The 20,569-nt window shown below is 66.0% G+C and carries 17 protein-coding genes; 4 read left to right on the top strand and 13 right to left on the bottom strand.

Going from position 1 to position 20,569, the window contains the following annotated elements; all coding sequences use genetic code 11:
* Positions 1-2: 2 nt before the first annotated feature.
* The 8 genes from nuoI to FBY21_RS08845 all read right to left on the bottom strand — a co-directional run bounded on the left by nuoI (position 3) and on the right by FBY21_RS08845 (position 9,149).
* A complete protein-coding gene (nuoI, locus tag FBY21_RS08880) occupies positions 3-551 on the bottom strand; it encodes an NADH-quinone oxidoreductase subunit NuoI (RefSeq protein WP_044405822.1) in 549 nt (182 codons plus the stop codon).
* 10 nt (positions 552-561) lie between these two features.
* Positions 562-1,551: an NADH-quinone oxidoreductase subunit NuoH gene (gene nuoH / locus FBY21_RS08875; protein WP_044405820.1), complete on the bottom strand. Its 990-nt coding sequence runs from the start codon at positions 1,549-1,551 to the stop codon at positions 562-564.
* A complete protein-coding gene (gene nuoG / locus FBY21_RS08870; RefSeq protein ID WP_142010408.1) occupies positions 1,548-4,271 on the bottom strand; it encodes an NADH-quinone oxidoreductase subunit NuoG in 2,724 nt (907 codons plus the stop codon). The genes nuoH and nuoG overlap by 4 nt, the downstream gene beginning before the upstream one ends.
* A 96-nt stretch (positions 4,272-4,367) precedes the next feature.
* On the bottom strand, positions 4,368-5,714 hold the full coding sequence (gene nuoF, locus FBY21_RS08865) for an NADH-quinone oxidoreductase subunit NuoF (protein WP_044405816.1): 1,347 nt from the start codon (positions 5,712-5,714) through the stop codon (positions 4,368-4,370).
* Positions 5,711-6,202: an NADH-quinone oxidoreductase subunit NuoE gene (gene nuoE, locus FBY21_RS08860; protein ID WP_044405814.1), complete on the bottom strand. Its 492-nt coding sequence runs from the start codon at positions 6,200-6,202 to the stop codon at positions 5,711-5,713. Before nuoE ends, nuoF begins: the two co-directional genes overlap by 4 nt.
* A 1-nt stretch (position 6,203) precedes the next feature.
* Entirely contained in the window at positions 6,204-7,985 is a 1,782-nt protein-coding gene (nuoC, locus tag FBY21_RS08855; RefSeq protein ID WP_044405812.1) for an NADH-quinone oxidoreductase subunit C/D, read from the bottom strand.
* A gap of 62 nt (positions 7,986-8,047) precedes the next feature.
* On the bottom strand, positions 8,048-8,725 hold the full coding sequence (locus FBY21_RS08850) for a NuoB/complex I 20 kDa subunit family protein (protein ID WP_044405811.1): 678 nt from the start codon (positions 8,723-8,725) through the stop codon (positions 8,048-8,050).
* A 10-nt stretch (positions 8,726-8,735) separates the two neighbouring features.
* The gene (locus FBY21_RS08845; protein WP_044405810.1) at positions 8,736-9,149 is read right to left on the bottom strand and encodes an NADH-quinone oxidoreductase subunit A; all 414 of its coding nucleotides are present in this window, start codon (positions 9,147-9,149) and stop codon (positions 8,736-8,738) included.
* 565 nt (positions 9,150-9,714) lie between these two features.
* Here FBY21_RS08845 and FBY21_RS08840 point away from each other — a divergent pair.
* Positions 9,715-11,109 carry a pectin acetylesterase-family hydrolase gene (locus FBY21_RS08840; RefSeq protein ID WP_142010406.1) on the top strand — a complete coding sequence of 465 codons (1,395 nt, stop codon included), beginning with the start codon at positions 9,715-9,717 and terminating at the stop codon, positions 11,107-11,109.
* 33 nt (positions 11,110-11,142) lie between these two features.
* Here the strand turns inward: FBY21_RS08840 and FBY21_RS08835 are convergent, their stop codons facing one another.
* The 5 genes from FBY21_RS08835 to FBY21_RS29545 form a co-directional block, all read right to left on the bottom strand.
* The gene (locus FBY21_RS08835) at positions 11,143-11,796 is read right to left on the bottom strand and encodes a hypothetical protein (protein WP_142010402.1); all 654 of its coding nucleotides are present in this window, start codon (positions 11,794-11,796) and stop codon (positions 11,143-11,145) included.
* Between the two features lie 34 nt (positions 11,797-11,830).
* Positions 11,831-12,331 (bottom strand): DUF4442 domain-containing protein, encoded by a 501-nt coding sequence (locus FBY21_RS08830; RefSeq protein WP_044405807.1) that lies wholly within the window; start codon positions 12,329-12,331, stop codon positions 11,831-11,833.
* A gap of 104 nt (positions 12,332-12,435) precedes the next feature.
* Positions 12,436-14,445 carry a PhoX family protein gene (locus tag FBY21_RS08825; RefSeq protein WP_142010400.1) on the bottom strand — a complete coding sequence of 670 codons (2,010 nt, stop codon included), beginning with the start codon at positions 14,443-14,445 and terminating at the stop codon, positions 12,436-12,438.
* A gap of 105 nt (positions 14,446-14,550) precedes the next feature.
* Positions 14,551-15,132 (bottom strand): murein L,D-transpeptidase catalytic domain-containing protein, encoded by a 582-nt coding sequence (locus FBY21_RS08820; protein WP_142010398.1) that lies wholly within the window; start codon positions 15,130-15,132, stop codon positions 14,551-14,553.
* Positions 15,133-15,275: 143 nt separating this feature from the next.
* Positions 15,276-15,452, bottom strand: coding sequence for a hypothetical protein (locus tag FBY21_RS29545; protein ID WP_164707328.1), 177 nt, complete (start codon positions 15,450-15,452; stop codon positions 15,276-15,278).
* A 181-nt stretch (positions 15,453-15,633) separates the two neighbouring features.
* Between FBY21_RS29545 and FBY21_RS08815 the strand changes: the two genes are divergently transcribed.
* Genes FBY21_RS08815 through FBY21_RS08805 form a run of 3 tightly spaced genes read left to right on the top strand, consistent with a single transcriptional unit; the run spans position 15,634 to position 20,556 of the window.
* The gene (locus tag FBY21_RS08815) at positions 15,634-16,704 is read left to right on the top strand and encodes an HlyD family secretion protein (protein WP_142010396.1); all 1,071 of its coding nucleotides are present in this window, start codon (positions 15,634-15,636) and stop codon (positions 16,702-16,704) included.
* A complete protein-coding gene (gene rbbA / locus FBY21_RS08810) occupies positions 16,704-19,430 on the top strand; it encodes a ribosome-associated ATPase/putative transporter RbbA (protein ID WP_142010393.1) in 2,727 nt (908 codons plus the stop codon). The genes FBY21_RS08815 and rbbA overlap by 1 nt, the downstream gene beginning before the upstream one ends.
* A 1-nt stretch (position 19,431) precedes the next feature.
* Positions 19,432-20,556 carry an ABC transporter permease gene (locus FBY21_RS08805; protein WP_044405802.1) on the top strand — a complete coding sequence of 375 codons (1,125 nt, stop codon included), beginning with the start codon at positions 19,432-19,434 and terminating at the stop codon, positions 20,554-20,556.
* Positions 20,557-20,569: the final 13 nt, after the last annotated feature.

The following is a 20,569-nucleotide window of genomic DNA, read 5'->3' as shown; positions in this document are numbered from 1 at the left end:
CCTTAGGGCAGCAGGCTCTTCACGTTGATCGGTTCGGCCTCGTTCTGCGCGGCACCTTTCGGTTTGCCGGCAATGGCCATGCCTGCCACGCGATAGAAGTTGTAGTCCGGATTCTTGCCGGGGCCGGAGATCAGCAGGTCTTCCTTCTCGTAGACCAGGTCCTGGCGCTTGTACTCGCCCATTTCGAAATCCGGCGTCAGCTGGATCGCGGTGGTGGGGCAGGCTTCTTCGCACAGGCCGCAGAAGATGCAGCGGGAGAAGTTGATGCGGAAGAACTCGGGGTACCAGCGGCCGTCTTCGGTCTCGGCCTTCTGCAGCGAGATGCAGCCGACCGGGCAGGCCACGGCGCACAGGTTGCAGGCCACGCAGCGCTCTTCGCCGTCGGGGTCGCGGGTCAGCACGATGCGGCCACGGTAGCGCGGCGGCAGGTACACGGGCTCTTCGGGGTATTGCAGGGTGTCACGCTTGCGGAAGCCGTGGGAGAACACCATCACCAGGCTGCGAAGCTGGGTGAAGGTGCCGGCTACCACGTCATAGATGTACTTGATCATGGGCTTCTCCTTACTGGGCCGCGAGCACGACGGCGCCGGTCACCAGCAGGTTGATCAGGGTCAGCGGGAGGCAGAACTTCCAGCTGAAGGCCATCACCTGGTCATAGCGCGGACGCGGGATCGACGCGCGGAGCAGGATGAACAGCATGATGAAGAAGGCGGTCTTCAGGGCGAACCAGATGAACGGGATCTGCGGCAGGATGCCGAACGGACCGTGCCAGCCGCCGAAGAACAGGGTCACCAGCAGCGCGGACACCAGCACGATGCCGATGTACTCGCCGACGAAGAACATGCCCCATTTCATGCCGGCATACTCAATGTGGTAGCCGTCGGCCAGTTCCTGCTCCGCTTCCGGCTGGTCGAAGGGGTGACGGTGGGTCACGGCGACGCCGGCGATGAAGAAGGTACAGAAGCCGAAGAACTGCGGAATGATGAACCACAGGTGCTGGGCCTGGTATTCGACGATGTCGCGCAGGTTGAACGAGCCGACCTGGGCGACGATGCCCATCAGCGACAGCGCCAGGAACACCTCGTAGGAGACGGTCTGGGCCGAGGCGCGCAGGCTGCCGAGCAGGGCGAACTTGTTGTTGCTCGACCAGCCGGCGAAGAGCACCGCGTAGACGGTGATCCCAGCCATGGCGAAGAAGAACAGGATGCCGATGTTCAGGTCGGCGACGCCCCAGGTGGGAGTGATCGGCACCACGGCGAAGGCGATGAGCAGGGCGCTCATAGCGATCACCGGAGCGAGGGTGAAGATCATCTTGTCGGCGAACGGCGGGGTCCAGTCTTCCTTGAAGAACATCTTCAGCATGTCGGCGGCGATCTGGAACATGCCGAACGGGCCGACGCGGTTGGGACCGTAGCGGTCCTGCCACCAGCCCAGCAGGCGCCGCTCGATGAAGCTGAGCAGGGCGCCGCAGATGACCACGGCAAGCAGGATCACCACGGCCTTGACCACCGCGATGACGATGTCGATCAGCTCGGGAGTGAGCCAGCTCATTGCGCGGCCTCCTGCAGCAGGGTGACGGTGGCACCAGCCAGCGCGGCCGGCATGCCCGGCAGGCCGGCGGGCAGGCCCACCAGACCGACGGCCAGCTCTTCGCGTACTTGCAGCGGCAGGCGCAGGGCCTGGCCGTTGACCCGTACGGTCAGTTGCGCACCATCGTTCACGCCGAGGCGGTCCGCCTCATCCTTGGCCAGGGCCACGTAGGCCTCGGGAATGCGTGCCTGGATCGGCGCGGCGCGGGAGGAGTTCTCCTCGCTGCCGAACAGGTGGTGCAGCGGGACGACCTGCCAGGTGCCCTGCGCCGGGTTGAACGGCGCGGTGACGGCGAACCAGGGCAGGGCATTGCCCTTGGCTTCGATCAGGCGTACGCCCGGATCGCCGGCACGCAGGTGGCCGCCCACTTCGTCCTGGAACTTGTTCCAGGCCTGGGGCGAGTTCCAGCCCGGGGACCAGGCGAACGGGATCTGCTGACGGGGCTCGGCGCTGCCGGCGTAGCCTTCCATGGAGAAGGCGAACGGGGAGTCCTGGTCCTGGGGTTGGCGGGGCTCGTGCACGCTGATGTTGGCGCGCATGGCGGTACGACCGCTGTAACGGTGCGGTTCACGTGCGAGCTTGAGGCCCTTGATGCGGAACGAGGCGCTCGGGGCGGCATCGCGGATGCCGGCGAGCAGCGGGGAGGTCTCGGCGCAGGCGCTGGTGACCTGGTCCAGCTGGGTCCAGTCGACCGGCTTGCCTTGCAGGGTGCTGTGCAGGGCGTGCAGCCAGCGCCAGCCCTCGCGAACGAGGATGTTGGCGTCGTAGTAGCTCGGCTCGAACACCTGGAAGAAGCGCTGGGCACGACCTTCCTGGCTGACCAGCGTGCCGTCGCCTTCGGCAAAGGAGGCGGCCGGCAGCACGAGGTGGGCGCGCTCGGTGGTGGCGGTCTGCTGGTGATCGGCGACGATCACGGCCTTGGCCGCGGCCAGGGCAGCATTCACCTTGGCGGTGTCGGCACGGCGGTAGAGGTCGTTCTCGAGGATGACGACCGCGTCGGCCTGGCCGGAGGTGAGGGCTTCCAGGGCGGCGTCCACGGATTTCCCACCGAGCTCTTCACCCAGGAGCAGGGCCAGGCCCATGCTGTTGGCTTCCGGTACCACCAGGCTGATGGAGCCATTCTTCTCGCGGTTCTTAAGGGCGCTGGCGATGTTCGCGGCGGCTTCGATGAGGGCTTTTTCGCCCAGGGAAGCACCGGAGACGATCAGCGGGCGCTTGGCGGCCAGCAGGGCATCGGCAATGCGCTGGACCAGCTCGCGGGCCTCGGCCTCCAGCCCGTCCACGGCGGGTGCGCTCGGGTCGATGGCGTGGGCCACGGCGAAGCCGATACGGGCCAGGTCAGCCGGGGCAGCATGCACGCTTTCGGTGGCGACGTCGTCGAGGCGGGTCTCGGTGACGCTGGCGATGAACAGCGGGTTGAGGGCGTGCTGGGCGACGTTTTGCACGGCCGCCATGTGCCAGTCCTGAATCTTCATCGAGGCGGCGATTTCGGTGGCCTTGCCCTTCACTGCCTGGCGCAGGGCCAGTGCCACGCGTGCAGCGGTCTGGGTGAGGTCTTCACCGAGGACGAAGACGGCGTCGTGGTCTTCGATCTCGCGCAGGGTCGGCACCGGCAGCGGGCCGTTCTGCAGCACGTCGCGGATCAGGCGGATGTTGGCCAGCTCACCGGCGGCGATGCCGGAGTAGTAGTTGGCCTCGCCCACCAGCTCACGCAGGGCGAAGTTGCTTTCCAGGCTGGCACGGGGCGAACCGATGCCGATGACGCGCTTGCCCTTGAGCAGTTCGGCAGCCTTGTCCAGCGCTGCGTCGATGCTCAGCGGAGCACCTGCCAGCAGCGGCTGGCGAGGACGGTCTTCGCGGTTGACGTAGCCGTAGCCGAAGCGGCCGCGGTCGCAGAGGAAGTAGTGGTTCACCGAGCCGTTGAAGCGGTTCTCGATGCGGCGGATCTCGCCGTAGCGCTCACCGGGGCTGATGTTGCAGCCGCTGGAGCAGCCGTGGCAGATGCTCGGGGCGAACTGCATGTCCCACTTGCGGTTGTAGCGCTCGGAGTGGGTCTTGTCGGTGAACACGCCCGTGGGGCAGACCTCGACGAGGTTGCCGGAGAATTCGCTCTCCAGCGTGCCGTTCTCGACGCGGCCGAAGTAGACGTTGTCGTGGGCGCCGTAGACGCCCAGGTCGGTGCCGCCGGCGTAGTCCTTGTAGTAGCGCACGCAGCGGTAGCAGGCGATGCAGCGGTTCATCTCATGGGCGATGAACGGGCCGAGTTCCTGGTTCTGGTGGGTGCGCTTGGTGAAGCGGTAGCGACGGGCGTTGTGGCCGGTCATCACCGTCATGTCCTGCAGGTGGCAGTGACCGCCTTCCTCGCACACGGGGCAGTCGTGCGGGTGGTTGGTCATCAGCCATTCGACGACGCTGGCGCGGAACTGCTTCGCCTCTTCGTCTTCGATGGAGATCCAGGTGTTGTCAGTGGCAGGGGTCATGCAGGACATGACGAGGCGACCGCGTTTGTCGTTCTCGTCGGTGTACTGCTTGACCGCGCACTGGCGGCAGGCGCCGACGCTACCGAGCGCCGGGTGCCAGCAGAAGTAGGGGATGTCGAGTCCGAGTGACAGACAGGCCTGCAGGAGGTTGTCTGCACCATCGACTTCGAGCGTCTTGCCGTCTACGTGGATAGTGGCCATGGTTCAGTCTTCATCTGCCCGTTACCGGGCTTGGCTAATGGAATCTGGTTGCGATCGGGGCCGCTTGTGGCGGCCGCCAACCGTCGGAACTGGCTCTTATGCGCCGACCACTTCGGGTCGGTTCGCCGGTGCGTTGCGGGCAATACCTGCCTCGAACTCCGGACGGAAATACTTCAGTGCGCTACCCAGTGGCTCGACGGCACCCGGTGCGTGGGCGCAGAAGGTCTTGCCTGGGCCGAGGAAGTTCACCAGGCCCTCGAGGGTCTCGAGGTCGCCGGCCTGTCCTTCGCCACGCTCGAGGGCGCGCAGGACCTTGACGCTCCAGGGCAGGCCATCCCGGCAAGGGGTGCACCAGCCGCAGGACTCGCGGGCGAAGAACTCTTCCATGTTGCGCAGCAGCGAGACCATGTTGATGCTGTCGTCCACGGCGAGTGCCAGGCCGGTGCCCATGCGGGTGCCGACCTTGGCGATGCCGGCGGCGTACATGGAGGCATCCAGGTGCTCGGGCAGCAGGAAACCGGTGCCGGCACCGCCGGGCTGCCAGGCTTTCAGCTTGAAGCCGTCGCGCATGCCGCCAGCGTAGTCCTCGAACAGCTCGCGGGCGCTGACGCCGAAGGGCAGCTCCCAGAGGCCGGGGTTCTTCACCTTGCCGGAGAAGCCCATGAGCTTGGTGCCCATGTCTTCGCTGCCCGGACGGGCGAGGGATTTGTACCAGTCCACGCCGTTGGCAACGATCGCCGGGACGTTGCACAGGGTCTCGACGTTGTTGACGCAGGTGGGCTTGCCCCAGACGCCGACGGCGGCGGGGAAGGGCGGCTTGGCACGCGGGTTGGCGCGGCGCCCTTCGAGGGAGTTGATCAGCGCGGTTTCTTCACCGCAGATGTAGCGGCCGGCACCCGTGTGGACGAACAGCTCGAAGTCGAAGCCCGACCCGAGGATGTTCTTACCCAGCAGGCCGGCGGCCTTGGCTTCGTCGATGGCGCGGTTGAGGTTGCGCGCCGCGTCGACGTATTCGCCACGCAGGAAGATGTAGCCACGGTAGGCCTTGAGCGCGCGGGCGCTGATCAGCATGCCTTCCACCAGCAGGTGGGGCAGTTGCTCCATCAGCAGGCGGTCCTTCCAGGTGTTGGGCTCCATTTCATCCGCGTTGCACAGCAGGTAGCGGATGTTCATGGATTCATCGGCGGGCATCAGGCCCCACTTCACGCCGGTGGGGAAGCCTGCGCCGCCACGGCCCTTGAGACCGGAGTCCTTGACCTGCTGGACGATGTCGGCCTGGGCCATCTCGCCCAGTGCCTTGCGCGCGGCGGCATAGCCGTTCTTCTGCTGGTATTCCTCCAGCCAGACGGGCTGGGCGTCGTCACGCAGGCGCCAGGTCAGCGGGTGGGTTTCCGCGCTGCGCTGGATGCGGTTCGACGGACCGATGGAGGTGAGGGTCTTCATTGATAGGCCTCCAGCAGTTGCGAGACGCCGTCGGCGCTGACGTTGCCGTAGGTGTCGTCATCGATCATCAGGGCCGGTGCCTTGTCGCAGTTGCCGAGGCAGCACACCGGCAGCAGGGTGAAGCGGTTGTCGGCGGTGGTCTGGCCAAGGCCGATGCCGAGCTGTTCCTGGATACGGCCCAGCACGGATTCATGGCCACCGATGAAGCAGGTCATGCTGTCGCACACACGGATCACGTGGCGGCCGACCGGCTGGCGGAAGATCTGGCTGTAGAAGGTGGCAACGCCTTCGACGTCGCTGGCAGGGATGCCGAGGATCTCGCCGATGGCGTCGGCAGCGCCGTCCGGCACCCAGCCGCGCTCCTTCTGGACGATCTTGAGGGCTTCGATGGACGCCGCGCGCGGGTCCTCGTAGTGGTGCATCTCGTGCTCGATGGCCGAGCGTTCGGTTTCGCTGAGGACGAAACGGTCGGTCTGGATAATGCTCATGTCAGCGGTCCACGTCAGCCATAACGAAGTCGATACTGCCCAGGTAGGCGATCAGGTCGGCCACCATGCTGCCGCGGATCACCGAGGGGATCTGCTGCAGGTGGGCGAAGCTGGGCGTCCGGATCCGGGTGCGGTAGCTCATGGTGCTGCCATCGCTCGTCAGGTAGTAGCTGTTGATGCCCTTGGTCGCCTCGATCATCTGGAAGGCTTCGTTGGCCGGCATGACCGGACCCCAGGAAACCTGCAGGAAGTGGGTGATCAGGGTTTCGATGTGCTGCAGCGTGCGCTCTTTCGGCGGCGGCGTGGTCAGCGGGTGGTCGGCCTTGTACGGGCCTTCCGGCATGTTCTTCAGGCACTGGTCGATGATGCGGATGCTCTGGCGCATCTCTTCCACGCGGACCATGCAGCGGTCGTAGGCGTCGCCGTTGTGGGCCAGCGGGACTTCGAACTCGAAGTTCTCGTAGCCGGAATAGGGGCGGGCCTTGCGCAGGTCGAAGTCACAGCCGGTGGCACGCAGGCCGGCACCGGTGGTGCCCCATTCCAGGGCTTCCTTAGTGTTGTACTGCGCAACACCGATGGTGCGGCCTTTGAGGATGCTGTTCTGCAGCGCGGCCTTGGTGTACTCGTCCAGGCGCTTGGGCAGCCAGTCGACGAATTCCTTGACCAGCTTGTCCCAGCCGCGCGGCAGGTCATGGGCGACACCGCCGATGCGGTACCAGGCCGGGTGCAGGCGGAAGCCGGTGATGGCTTCGATGACCTTGTAGGCGCGTTGACGGTCGGTGAAGGTGAAGAACACCGGGGTCATGGCTCCCACGTCCTGGATGTAGGTGCCCAGGAACAGCAGGTGGCTGGTGATGCGGAAGAACTCCGCCAGCATGATGCGGATGGTGTCGACTTTCTGCGGTACCTGAATGCCGGCGAGCTTCTCGACGGCCAGTACGTACGGCAGGTTGTTCATCACCCCGCCGAGGTAGTCAATGCGGTCGGTGTAGGGGATGAAGCTGTGCCAGGACTGGCGCTCGGCCATCTTCTCGGCGCCACGGTGGTGGTAGCCGATGTCCGGGACGCAGTCGACGATCTCTTCACCGTCCAGCTGCAGCACGATGCGGAAGGCACCGTGGGCGGAGGGGTGGTTGGGGCCGAGATTGAGGAACATGTAGTCCTCGTTCTCGCCCTGGCGCTTCATGCCCCAGTCCTCGGGGTTGAAGCGGGCGGCTTCTTCCTCGAGCTGCTGCTTGGCCAGCGTGAGGCTGAAGGGGTCGAATTCGGTGGCGCGCGCCGGGTAGTCCTTGCGCAGCGGGTGACCCTGCCAGGTCGGCGGCATCATGATGCGGGTCAGGTGCGGGTGCCCGGTGAAGGTGATGCCGTAGAGGTCCCAGACCTCGCGTTCGTACCAGTTGGCGTTGGGCCAGATCCTGGTGACGCTGGGCAGGTTGAGGTCGCCCTCGGACAAGGCGACCTTGATCATCACGTCACTATTACGTTCCAGCGAGATCAGGTGGTAGAACACCGTGAAGTCGGCGCCCGGCAGGCCGCGGCGCTGGGTGCGCAGACGCTCGTCGACGCCATGCAGGTCGTACAGCATGACGAAGGGGCGGGGGGCGTTGCGCAGGAAGGTCAGTACTTCGACGAGTTTTTCGCGGGGGACCCAGATCACCGGCATGCCGGTGCGGGTTGCCTGGATGGTGAAGCTCTCGGCGCCGAAGCGGGAGTTCAGCTCAACGACGACATCTTGGTCGTCAGCCTTGTAAGGCGGAATAGACAGAACGGTGTCTGCAGTCATGGTCTCGGTCGCTTTCGGTCAACGTACAGAGTGAAACGGGCCTTCTCGTGGAAAGACCCGTATCAGACTTCGTCGGGGCTGCGCAGGTTGGTGACCTGAATACGCTGTTCGCGGCGCTGTTCCTTCTGCGACGGCATTTCGGCACGGTAGATGCCTTGGTCGCCGACGACCCAGGAAAGCGGGCGGCGCTCCTGGCCGATGGATTCCTGCAGCAGCATGAGGCCTTGCAGGAATGCCTCCGGGCGGGGAGGGCAGCCAGGGATGTACACGTCCACGGGGAGGAATTTGTCCACGCCCTGGACCACCGAGTAGATGTCGTACATGCCACCGGAATTGGCGCACGAGCCCATCGAGATCACCCACTTGGGCTCCAGCATCTGCTCGTAGAGGCGCTGGATGATCGGCGCCATCTTAATGAAGCAGGTGCCGGCGATGACCATGAAGTCAGCCTGGCGGGGTGATGCACGAATGACTTCGGCACCGAAGCGGGCGATGTCGTGGGGCGCGGTGAAGGCGGTGGTCATCTCCACGTAGCAGCACGACAGACCGAAGTTGTACGGCCACAGGGAGTTCTTGCGACCCCAGTTGACCGCGTTGCTCAGAACATCCTCGAGCTTGCCCATGAAGATGTTCTTGTGGACCTGATCTTCTAGCAGAGGGTCAGTGACGACCTCCCGCTCGCCGATCGGGTACTGCTCGTTGGGAGCAGTCGGATCGATCCGAGTAAGTTTGTATTGCATTGCCAAAGCCTCATTGTTTTAGCTTCGCCTGCCGATTACGACGACCTTCGGGGGCCCAGTCGAGGGCTCCGATGCGCCAGAGATAGGCAAGACCTGCCAACAGAATTGCTATGAAAATGGTGGCTTCGATGAGCCCGGCCCATCCGCTTTCGCGAACAGATACGGCCCATGCGAAGAGAAAGAGGGCTTCGACGTCGAAGATCACGAAGAGCATCGCGACCAGATAGAACTTGGCGGAGAGGCGGAGGCGGGCGCTGCCGGTGGGGAGCATCCCGGATTCGAATGGGTCGTTCTTGGCGCGGCCGAAGGCGCGGCTACCGAGGAGGGCTGAGACGCCGAGCATGAATGCGATCAGGCCGAAGACGCCCAGCAGGAAAACAGCGAAACCCCAGTTATGGGACAGGATGGCAGTGGCTTCCGACATGCCCGAACTCCTTCTACAAGGAACGGCGTTCACTCGTGTTATTAGGGTTATGCCGGAGCAGAAGCACCCGGCAATCTATTCGAACAATTTTATGCCCGTAAGGGGGAACAAGTAAATTTTTCAGGTCGAAAAATTAACTCCGAGGGCAGTAAAAGGACCTTGTACTGCTATGAAAGCCAGGTGGGTCGCGGGTTTCAGTTTTTTGTTAGGCCTTGGTCGGATTGCGTCGCTATGCCGCAGCGGCAAGTTAGATGGTCCGTAGTTGATATTCATTCTCGTTTGACTGGAGAATATTTAATCACTACCTAATTAATCCTACAGAGGCGACTAAAAGTTACCGGTGCATTAGCGCCAACTACTACAAAGGTAGCGGTTTCTATCCCGAATAATTCTGGCAGCGGCTTATTGAGGCACTCCGGATGCTGTACTAGCGTACCAGCTGCGCTTTTTCAGAGCGTTTCCCCTGTTTCCCGGCGGTACTCAGGGGGTCAATCGGACCCCCATGTCCTCGGCCTTTCCGGGCTTGGTGGTCTCATCAAAACATCAAGAAAAGAGGGAACTGCCCATGAGGCTCGCTACGCGCCTGCGCTGCAGCATCATCTTGTTGTCCTGCCTGTTGCCAACCTTCCAAGCCCACGCCGAACTCGGTGACTACGGTGCCTGGAAGACACTTCTCAACCTGACCTCTCCGCCCAAGGCTGATAACCCCGTGCGGGCCGAGCAGCGCGTTGGCCCCTACCCGATGCTGGCCAACCCGGCCGGTTTCAGGTCCGGCTTCACGCCGACGGCCTACTTCGCCTGGCAGACCGTCCAGCTCGCACCGGAGACCGGAGCGGTATGCGGTGACGGCTCGCCCTACAAGTTCTTCGTCAACCGGATGCCAAACACCAGCAACACCCTGATCTACATGGAAGGCGGCGGCGCCTGCTGGGACTACGCCAGCTGTTCCGGCCAGGCCGGCATCCGCGGCGCGCGCAACCCCAATGGCATTCCGGATGACTACATGAAGCTGGCGAACCCCCAAGCCAGTCTGGTCAGCCCCTTCGTCGTGCGCCTCCATCCTTACTCCCGGGTTAAGACCCAGGGCTGGAACATCGTCTACATCCCCTATTGCACCGGTGACCTGTATGCCGGCGACAAGGTGGCGGTCTATGACGATCCGAGCGGGAAGAAGCCTCCCCTGGTCTGGCACCACAACGGCTTGCGCAACGGTCGGGCAGTACTCGGCTGGCTGAAGGACAACCTGGAGCGCCCCGGCCAGATGCTTTCCACCGGCTGCAGTGCCGGCGGTGCGGGCAGCCTGATCAGTCACTCGGTGCTTCGCCAGGACCTCGCGCCTGATCGCGGCTTCCTGATCGACGACTCCGGGCCGGTTTTCAGCGCTGCCGTGGGCGGCGACAGCCAGACCTACCCCTCGCTGCCACTGCAGAACCTCATCCGCAGCGCCTGGGGGCTTGACCAGGGGCCGCTGCAGTTCCTGCAGTCGCGCCTGCCGGGCGTGAGTCTCTCCAACCTGGGCAGCCTCTACCCGGCCCTGGCAGCCAACTTCCCAGGGGACCGCCTGGGTCATACGCACTTCTGGCAGGACCTGAACTACTCGTCCTATTCCTATGAGCGGTTCTACCCGGAAATCGCCAATGCTCCGGACAAGGCCACCAAGGAGGCGCTGATCAAGGCCAAGTGGCAGGTGGACACCGCGCGCCTGCGCGACACCCTGGCCAACCTGCCGAACTTCGGGGGCTATTTCCCGCAGTACCGGGCCCTTAACGAGAGCCACTGCACCACCATCGTCGACTTCGCCAACGGCGATATCCAGGAGCAGGGTCTGGAACTCAGCCACTTCATCGACAACGTGCTCAATGGCCAAGGTCCGGTGCTGGACGCCTCCGAGCTCAGCGATTCGGCGGACCGAGCCAAGCCCAACAACCTGATCTACGACGCCATCAACAAACTGCTCTGAACCCGCCGGGGCGCCTTGCGCGCCCCGGTCACCTCACCGATAGGCCTGCTCCCGGGCCTCCTGCAGCCGCTGGCGCAGGTACTCGTTGCGAGACAGGCCATCCGGTATCGCCTCCAACGCCATCACTTCCTCGACGATGCGTTTCTCATCCTGCTTGTAGCGCTGGAACTGCGGTGAAGGCTGCTGCGCCAGTGCTTTCTCGCGGGCCTCGCTGGCCTCCTGGTAGCGGCGGAGCAGGGCGTTTGCACGGCTCTTCTGCTCCTCCGGATCGCTCTCGGTCGCCTGGATCAGCGCAATCTGCAGCATCAGCGATTCGCTCGCCGCCAGCTCGCCTCGCGCCTCGCGCTCCTCCAGCCCCTTGCGCAACCGCTCGGCTTCCGCTTCCCGTTCCGCCTCCGGCAACTGGGAGGCCTTGTCGAAGAAGCCCCGGTACTCGCTGTCGAACGCCAAGCGTTTGGAGTAGGCATCCACCAGGGTCGGATCCACGGCTGGCTTGGTCTCTGTCTCTGCTTTCGGTGGTTGCTCGCCAGACTGTTCGGAGCGGGCGGACGCGGGGGCACTGGCGGCTGGTGCCGCTGCAACGGGAGCAACTGCTTCGGTATCCGCTTGCAGGCGCCAATAGAGGGTGGCGCTGGCCGTCGTAATCGCGAGCGCGATGGCGCTCAGCAGCAGTGTCTTGTTGGGCATCGTGCCTCCTGCATGGTGTGAAATGCCGGGAAGCTTAGTCGACGCGATCCTTCCTACGCGGCACCCAGGCCCAGACCATCTGGCAGCGGATCGGCTCGGCACCGCTCTCGTCGGTCACGCGCACCTCCACGGTCACCTCGCCCTTTTCCTCGTCTTCGATCTGGCGCAATTGCTCGGGTGAAAGCCGCGCCTCGGCCCTGAGGCCGCCACTCGCCCGCCGCAGGTAGTCCACGTGCAGGGTGCGGATCAGCGGAATGCGGGTGTCCGGCACGCTCATGCCCACCAGGATGCCCGTCGCCGACTCCGCCAGCAGCGCCATGGCAGCGGCGTGCACCCCGCCGATGTGGTTCTGCACACGCTTGCGGTTGGCCAGGCTCATCACCGCCCGATCACGGCCCAGGTGGTGGACGCGGATGCGCCCGGTGCCGGCGAACTTCACCTGGCTGCCGATCAGCAGGCTCAGCAAGGGTGTGTGCAGTGCAGCAGGGAGGCGGGTGATCAGCCAGGTGGCTTTGGCGAGGCGGTTGGTCGGCATGGCGAGGCTCGTGGTGAGTGAGCCGCCAGTCTCCCAGTGTCAAAAGGGACCGGCCATTGCTGGCCGGTCGGAGTGCCCTGGCAGTTCGGCCAGTGGCGGAGGGGTCAGAGGATGCGCCGACGGTCTTCCCGGGTGATCACCACCGTCGCCGAGCGCGGCCGGCGGCCCGGGCCGTCCGGCCAGGTGCTGGTCAGGTTGGTCGGGGTCGAGCCCTCGCCCGGGTGCTGGATGTTGACGAACAGCGTGCGGAAGTCCGGCGTCGCCGTGATCCCGGTGATCTCCGCGCCCAGCGGTCCCACCAGGAAGCGCTTCATCTCCCCGGTGCGCGGGTCCGCCACCAGCATCTGGTTGTTGCCGAACGGGCCGGATGCCAGCTGGCTGCCGCTCATGTCGGTCTGGATCCACAGGCGGCCGTCCTCGTCGAACCACAACCCGTCCGGGCTGGCGAGGATGGTGCCGGCGTCCAGCGGCTGGCCGTTCGGGCCACGGCTGTCGCTCTGCGGGCCGGCCAGCAGGAACAGGTTCCAGTTGAAACGTGCGCCCGCGTAGTCACGGCTCTGCTCGCGCCAGCGGATGATGTGGCCGTAGGCATTGTTCGGGCGCGGGTTGGGTGCGTCCGGCGTGGTGCGCGCGGTGTTGTTGGTTAGGGTGAAGTACACCTCGCCGTTGTCCGGGTTCACCGCGCCCCATTCCGGACGGTCCATCTTGGTCGCACCCACGGTGTCGGCAGCCAGGCGGGTGTTCACCAGCACATCGCCCTGGTCGGCGAAGGTCACGCCGGCCTTCTGGCAGGCCTGCTGGAAGGCCGGGTCGTTGATGTCCAGGGCCAGCCACTGGCCGCTGCCATCGGCGTTGAAGCGCGCCACGTAGAGCGTGCCGTCGTCCAGCAGGCGATGGTTGCGCTTGCCCGGGCGGAAGGTGTCGCGGCTGACGTACTTGTAGATGTACTCGTTCTGCGAATCGTCGCCGGAGTAGCAGACCACCCGGCGCCCTGGCTTCACCGGCGCGAAGATCAGGCCCTCGTGGGCAAAACGGCCCAAGGCCGTGCGCTTGACCGGCGTGGAAGTGGGGTCGAACGGGTCGATCTCCACGATCCAACCGAACTGGTTCGGCTCGTTGCGGTAGTCGCCCTTGGCATCGGCGGCCTTACGGGTCGCGTCGAAGCGCTCGAACTCATCGCCCGCCAGCGTTTCCCAGCCGAAGCGGCTGGTATTGCGCAGGCCATAGCGCTTCAGTTCGCGGGGCAGGTCGGCGTCGCGGGTGGCGAAGTAGCCGGCCCAGTTCTCCTCGCAGGTCAGGTAGGTACCCCAGGGGGTGAAACCGTTGGAGCAGTTGTTCTGGGTACCGCGCGACTGGGTGCCGTCCGGGCTGTAGCGGGTCTGCATCAGCGCGTGGCCGCGTGCCGGGCCGCTGATGCGCATCGGCGTCGCCGCGGTGATGCGGCGGTTGCGCGGGCTGGGTACTACATTCCACTCGCCGCGCACGTCACGGCGGATCTCCACCACCGACACGCCATGGGCGTTGATCTCCTTGCGGACTTCCTCGGCGCTGGTGCGCTTGCCGTTCACCACGGTCGGGCCGTTCGGGTGCAGCAGCGGCGCGTCGATGTACTCGTGGTTCAGCACCAGCAGGCCGTGGTCCGAGCGCGCGCCGATGCCGTGGCGGGCATCGATGGGGAAGAAGTGCATGCCGTCGTGGTGCATGCCGGTCTGCTCGGCCTGGTCCTGGGCGCTGTTGCTGGCGTCATCGGCGAAGGCCGGGTAGCGGCCGGTGATGGGCGTACCCCACGGAATGAACGCAGTGGCCTTGTAGCCCGGCGGCACCGTCACGGTGTCGGCGCGGCCGGTGGGAATGCCCTCGAAGCCCAGGCGCTTGCGCGGGCGGAAGGGGAAGCCCAGGCCGCGTGCCTCGGCCTCGATCTCGGTGGCCCGGGCCTGGCCGGGCAGGCTCACGCCAAGGAAGGCGAGGGCGCCCAGGGTGGCGCCACCGGCCAGCACCTCACGGCGCTTAAGGCCGGCGATCAGGTCATTGATGTGCAGGTTGTCCGAGCTGTTGCTGGGCAGCTCGTCGCCGTTGCCGAACAGCACGGCGGTGTCGTTGTTTTCGTGGTTCAAGGCATGTCTCCATACGGGCGAATCGACGGAGACCTGACGCTAAAGCCCAAAAGCGACCGGAAAATGACAGCGCCATCCAGCAGCGTGAGCCGGTACGCAGAATCGTCAGCGCGGACCGATGGCGAAGATCAGCGCACCGCCCTGCAACTGGCGGATCACCCGGTCACGGTCGGCGCTGGCCAGCACCAGGCAGCCATTGCTGCGGCCCGCCACACCGTGGGCCTCGATGAAATCGCGCTCCATGTAGTCCCGCGCATGCACCACGATGGCCCGCACCATCGCATTGCGGTTGCTGCGGCTCAGCCCCTCCAGGCGCATGGAGAGGCCGTGGCCCGGGGCCTCGCTCTGGAACACCTCGGCCGTGCGGAACACCCCGAGTGAAGACGCCAGGCTGCCCGGCCGATCGGAAAAACGCTCCGCGTAGCCATCGTGGTCCGCGTCCGAGCCGCGCCCGTGGGCCACGCGAAACCGCCCCAGCAGCGCGTGGCTGCGCCGCTCGAACAGCAGGAAGCGTGGCTCGCTGGAGCGCTGGCCGTAATCCACGACGGCGAAATGCGGGTGGTGATCGCGGCGAAGCCGCTCTAGGATTCCAGGCAGTTCGCGCGCCGGCACCCACTGGCGCAAGTCGTCGGCCAGGGTGGCAACAGGCGAGAGCAACAGCAGTAAGAGGGCGAGGGATCGGCGCATGGGGCGGTCTCGTTGGAGCAGCCGCCACTAAACCCCGGAGTCACGGAGGACGCAAGATGAGGGACAGGTATCGACGCGGCCAGCCAGGGATCGAAGGCCGCATCCAGGCGACCCGCAAGGGGTCGCCGGTGGGGCACGGAGCGTCAGCGCTTGCCCATGGAGCGGCGCGAGCCGCGCGGCGGCATGCCGGGGCGCTGGCCACGGTCGTGGCCTTTCAGGGTCTGGTACCAGGGCAGGTTCTGCTTCGGCTTTTTCTCCGTCGCCTCGGTGCTGGTCTCGGGGGCGGCCGGGGCGTCGGTGTCTTGAAGGGTGTCGTTCATACAAGGTCCATGGCGCCTTGGCGCCGGTCACTGGAAAGTCTGGCCGATCAGGCCGGGCGCCATCATATCGCAAGTCGCTGGAAGCGCCCTCATCCTCGACGGAGGCACCCTGACCTGTATCAAGGTGATTTCCGTGGAGTTATCGGATGATCCCCACCATCACAAGGAAATGGACTGAAAAATGAAGCAGCCAAGCAAACAGGTTCGAGGCTGGATCGTCACCGCGCTCGTGGTCGCCGCGCTCGGCGCCGGCGCCTGGTGGGTGCTGCGCCCGGTCGGCCTGGGAGAGGGCTTCGCCAGCGGCAATGGCCGCATCGAGGCCACCGAAGTGGACGTGGCCACCAAGCTGGCCGGCCGCGTGGCCGAAATCCTCGTGGACGAGGGCGACTTCGTGAAGACCGGCCAGGTGGTCGCGCGCATGGACACCCAGGTGCTCCAGGCCCAGCTCGCCCAGGCCGAAGCCCAGGTGCGCCAGACCGAGAACGCCCGCCTCACCGCCCAGGCCCTGGTGGCCCAGCGGCAGAGCGAGCAGGCCACCGCCGAAGCCGTGGTCGGCCAGCGCGAGGCCGAGCTGACAGCCGCCAGCAAGCGCTTCACCCGCACCGAGGCCCTGGTCAAGCGCAATGCCTTGCCCCAACAGCAACTGGACGATGACCGAGCCGTGATGCAGAGCGCCCAGGCTGCCCTGGCCGCCTCGCGCTCCCAGGTGGTCTCGGCCAACGCCGGCATCGAAGCCGCCCGTTCCCAGGTGATCGAGGCCGAATCCGCCATCGAAGCCGCACGCGCCTCCGTCACCCGCCTGGCGGCCGACATCGAGGACAGCCTGCTCAAGGCCCCGCGCGACGGCCGCGTGCAGTACCGCGTCGCCCAGCCCGGCGAAGTGCTAGGGGCCGGTGGCAAGCTGCTCAACCTGGTGGACCTGGGCGACGTCTACATGACCTTCTTCCTCCCAGCGCCCCAGGCCGGCCGCGTCACCCTCGGCTCCGAAGCGCGACTGGTGATCGACGCCGTGCCGCAGTACGTCATCCCCGCCAAGGTCTCCTATGTCGCCAGCGTCGCCCAGTTCACCCCCAAGACCGTGGAAACCGCCAGCGAGCGCGAAAAACTGGTGTTCCGCGTCAAGGCCCGCATCGACCCGGCGCTGCTCAAGCAGCACATCACTGCCGTGAAGACCGGCGTACCCGGCATGGCCTACCTCAAGCTGGATGAAGCGGCCACCTGGCCCGAGCACCTCGAAATCAAGGTGCCCTGATGGAGGCCGTCAGCCACGTAGCGCAGCTGAGCGGGGTCTCGCTGCGCTACGGCGACACCTTCGCTCTGCACGATGTCGACCTGGCCATCCCCGCCAACTGCATGATCGGGCTCATCGGCCCCGACGGCGTCGGCAAGTCCAGCCTCCTGGCGCTGCTCTCCGGCGCCCGGCGCATGCAGGACGGCAGCATCCGCGTGCTCGACGGCGACATGCGCTCGGCCCGTCACCGCCGTGCCATCTGCCAGCGGGTCGCCTACATGCCCCAGGGGCTGGGCAAGAACCTCTACCCGACGCTCACCGTGTTCGAGAACGTCGACTTCTTCGGACGCCTGTTCGGCCATGACCGCGCCGAACGCGAACGGCGCATCGACGACCTGCTGCGCAGCACCGGCCTCGACCCCTTCCGCGAACGGCCTGCCGGCAAGCTCTCCGGCGGCATGAAGCAGAAGCTCGGCCTGTGCTGCGCGCTGATCCACGACCCCGACCTGCTGATCCTCGACGAGCCCACCACCGGGGTCGACCCGCTGTCGCGCAACCAGTTCTGGGAACTGATCGGGCGCATCCGCCAGGGCCGCGAAGGCATGAGCGTGCTGGTGGCCACCGCCTACATGGAAGAGGCAGACCGCTTCGACAGCCTGGTGGCCATGGACGCCGGCCGGGTACTCGCCACCGGCACCCCGGCCGAGATCCGCCAGCGCACCGGCTGCGACACCCTCGAAGAAGCCTTCATCGCCCTGCTGCCCGAAGAGAAGCGCAGCGGCCACCACCGCCTGAGCATCCCGCCCCGCGAGCGCGGCAACGGCGAGATCGCCATCGAAGCCGAAGGGCTCACCTGCCGCTTCGGTGATTTCGTCGCCGTGGACCGCGTGAGCTTCCGCATCGAGCGCGGCGAGATCTTCGGCTTCCTCGGCTCCAACGGCTGCGGCAAGTCCACCACCATGAAGATGCTCACCGGCCTGCTGCCGGCCAGCGAAGGGCGCTGCGCTCTGTTCGGGCAGGACGTCGACGCCAGCGACCAGGCCACCCGCCGGCGGGTCGGCTACATGTCCCAGGCCTTCTCCCTCTACGGCGAACTGACGGTGCGGCAGAACCTCGAACTGCACGCCCGGCTGTTCCACCTCCCGCCCGAGCGCATCGGCCCGCGGGTGGACGAAATGCTCCAGCGCTTCGACCTCGACGGCGTGCAGGACGAACTGCCCGAAGGCCTGCCACTGGGCATCCGCCAGCGCCTGTCGCTGGCCGTGGCGGTGATCCACGGTCCCGAGCTGCTGATCCTCGACGAACCCACCTCCGGCGTGGACCCGGTGGCCCGCGACGGCTTCTGGGAGCTGATGATCGACCTCTCGCGCAACGACGGCGTCACCATCTTCATCTCCACCCACTTCATGAACGAAGCCGAGCGCTGCGATCGCATCTCCCTCATGCACGCCGGGCGCGTGCTGGACAGCGACACCCCCGCCGGCCTCATGGCCAAGCGCAACCTGCCCACCCTCGAAGCCACTTTCATCGCCTACCTCGAAGAGGCCGCCGGCATCAGCGGCCAGCCGCCCCAGGCCGCGCCGGTGCTGGCAAAGGGCGGGGAGGGCGCGAGCAAGGACCGCGGCTTCAGCTTCGCCCGCCTGTTCAGCTACGCCCGGCGCGAAAGCATGGAGCTGCGCCGTGACCCGATCCGCCTGACCCTCGCGCTGCTGGGCACCGTACTGCTGATGTTCATCATCGGCTACGGCATCAGCATGGATGTCGAAGACCTCTCCTATGCCGTGCTCGACCGCGACCAGACCACCACCAGCGAGGCCTATGCCCTCAACCTGGCCGGCTCGCGCTACTTCATCGAGCGCGCACCGATCCACGACTACGCCGAACTGGACCGGCGCATGCGCAGCGGCGAGCTGAGCCTGGCGGTGGAGATCCCGCCGGGCTTCGGCCGCGACCTCAAGCGCGGCGCACGGCCCACCGTCGGCGTGTGGATCGACGGTGCCATGCCCACCCGCGCCAACACTGTCAAGGGCTACGTCCAGGGCCTGCACCTGGAGTACCTCGCCGAACTGGCGCGGCGCTCGCCCTCCGGCGGCTACACCACGGCAGTCACCACCGAAGTGCGCTACCGCTACAACCCCGACGTGGAGAGCCTGGAAGCCATGGTGCCGGCGGTGATCCCGCTGCTGCTGATCATGATCCCGGCCATGCTCACCGCCCTCGGCGTGGTGCGCGAGAAGGAGCTGGGTTCCATCACCAACCTCTACGTCACGCCGGTCACCCGCCTGGAGTTCCTCCTTGGCAAGCAACTGCCCTACGTCGCCATGGGCATGATCAACTTCCTGCTCATGGTGGCCCTGGCCGTGGTGGTGTTCGGGGTTTCCCTCAAGGGCAGCTTCGTCACCCTGGTGCTGGCCGCGCTGTGCTACGTCATCACCGCCACCGGGCTCGGCCTGCTGCTGTCCACCTTCATGCGCAGCCAGATCGCCGCCGTGTTCGGCGTGGCCATCGCCACCATGGTCCCGGCGATCCAGTTCTCCGGGCTGATCCACCCGGTGTCGTCCCTGGAGGGGGCGGCCGCCCTGGTCGGGCAGGCCTACCCGGCCACCCACTTCCTCATCATCAGTCGCGGGGTGTTTTCCAAGGCCCTGGGGTTCAGCGACCTGGCCGGCTACTTCGTGCCCCTGCTGATCACCATCCCCGTGCTGCTCGGCCTCAGCGTCCTGTCGCTGAAGAAGCAGGAGGTCTGACATGGGCAGCCTGAGCAACATCCTTCAACTGGGGCTCAAGGAGTTCCGCAGTCTGCAGCGTGACTACGCCATGCTGGCGCTGATCCTCTGGGCCTTCAGCATGGGCGTCTACAGCTCCGCCACCGGCCTGCCGGAAACCCTCCACCACGCGCCCATCGCCGTGGTCGACGAGGACCGCTCGCAGCTCTCCAACCGCCTGGTCAATGCCTTCCAGCCGCCGTACTTCCGCACGCCCGAGCTGATCGACCAGGCCGGCATGGACCGCGGCATGGACACCGGCCGCTACACCTTCACCCTCGACATCCCGCCGGACTTCCAGCGCGACGTGCTCGCCGGGCGCAACCCGGTGGTGCAGCTCAACGTCGACGCCACGCAGATCGGCCAGGCCTTCAGCGGCGCCGGCTATGTGCAGAACATCATCTCCACCGAGGTCAACGAATTCGTCGCCCGGCACCGGGGCCAGCAGGCCATGCCGGTGGAACTGGAGATGCGCACCCTGTTCAACCCCAACCTCACCCAGGCCTGGTTCGGCGGGGTGATGGAGGTGATCAACCAGATCACCATGCTCTCCATCATCCTCACCGGCGCCGCACTGATCCGCGAGCGCGAACACGGCACCGTCGAGCACCTGCTGGTGATGCCGCTCACCGCCTTCGAGATCATGCTGGCCAAGGTCTGGTCCATGGGGCTGGTGGTGCTGGTAGCCACCGCCCTGAGCCTGGTGTTCGTGGTACGCGGCTGGCTGGCCGTGCCCATCAGCGGCTCGCTGTCGCTGTTCCTGGTAGGGGCCGCGCTGCACCTGTTCGCCACTACTTCCATGGGGATCTTCCTCGGCACCGTTGCCCGCTCCATGCCGCAGCTCGGGTTGCTCACCATCCTGGTGCTGATGCCGCTGCAGATCCTCTCCGGTGCCACCACCCCGCGCGAGAGCATGCCGGAGCTGGTGCAGCACGTGATGCTGATCGCCCCCACCACCCACTTCGTCGCCCTGGCCCAGGGCATCCTCTACCGCGGTGCCGGCCTCGACATCGTCTGGCCGCAGTTCCTCGCCATCCTCGCCATCGGCAGCGCCTTCTTCCTCGCCGCCCTGCGGCGCTTCCGCGCCACCATCACGCAGATGGCCTGATGCGGGCCTGGCG

It is taken from the genome of Pseudomonas sp. SLBN-26 (assembly GCF_006715895.1).
Classification (GTDB): Bacteria; Pseudomonadota; Gammaproteobacteria; order Pseudomonadales; family Pseudomonadaceae; genus Metapseudomonas; species Metapseudomonas otitidis.
Note: the sequence above shows the minus strand (reverse complement) of the source record. Positions and strands in the feature narration are given on the sequence as shown.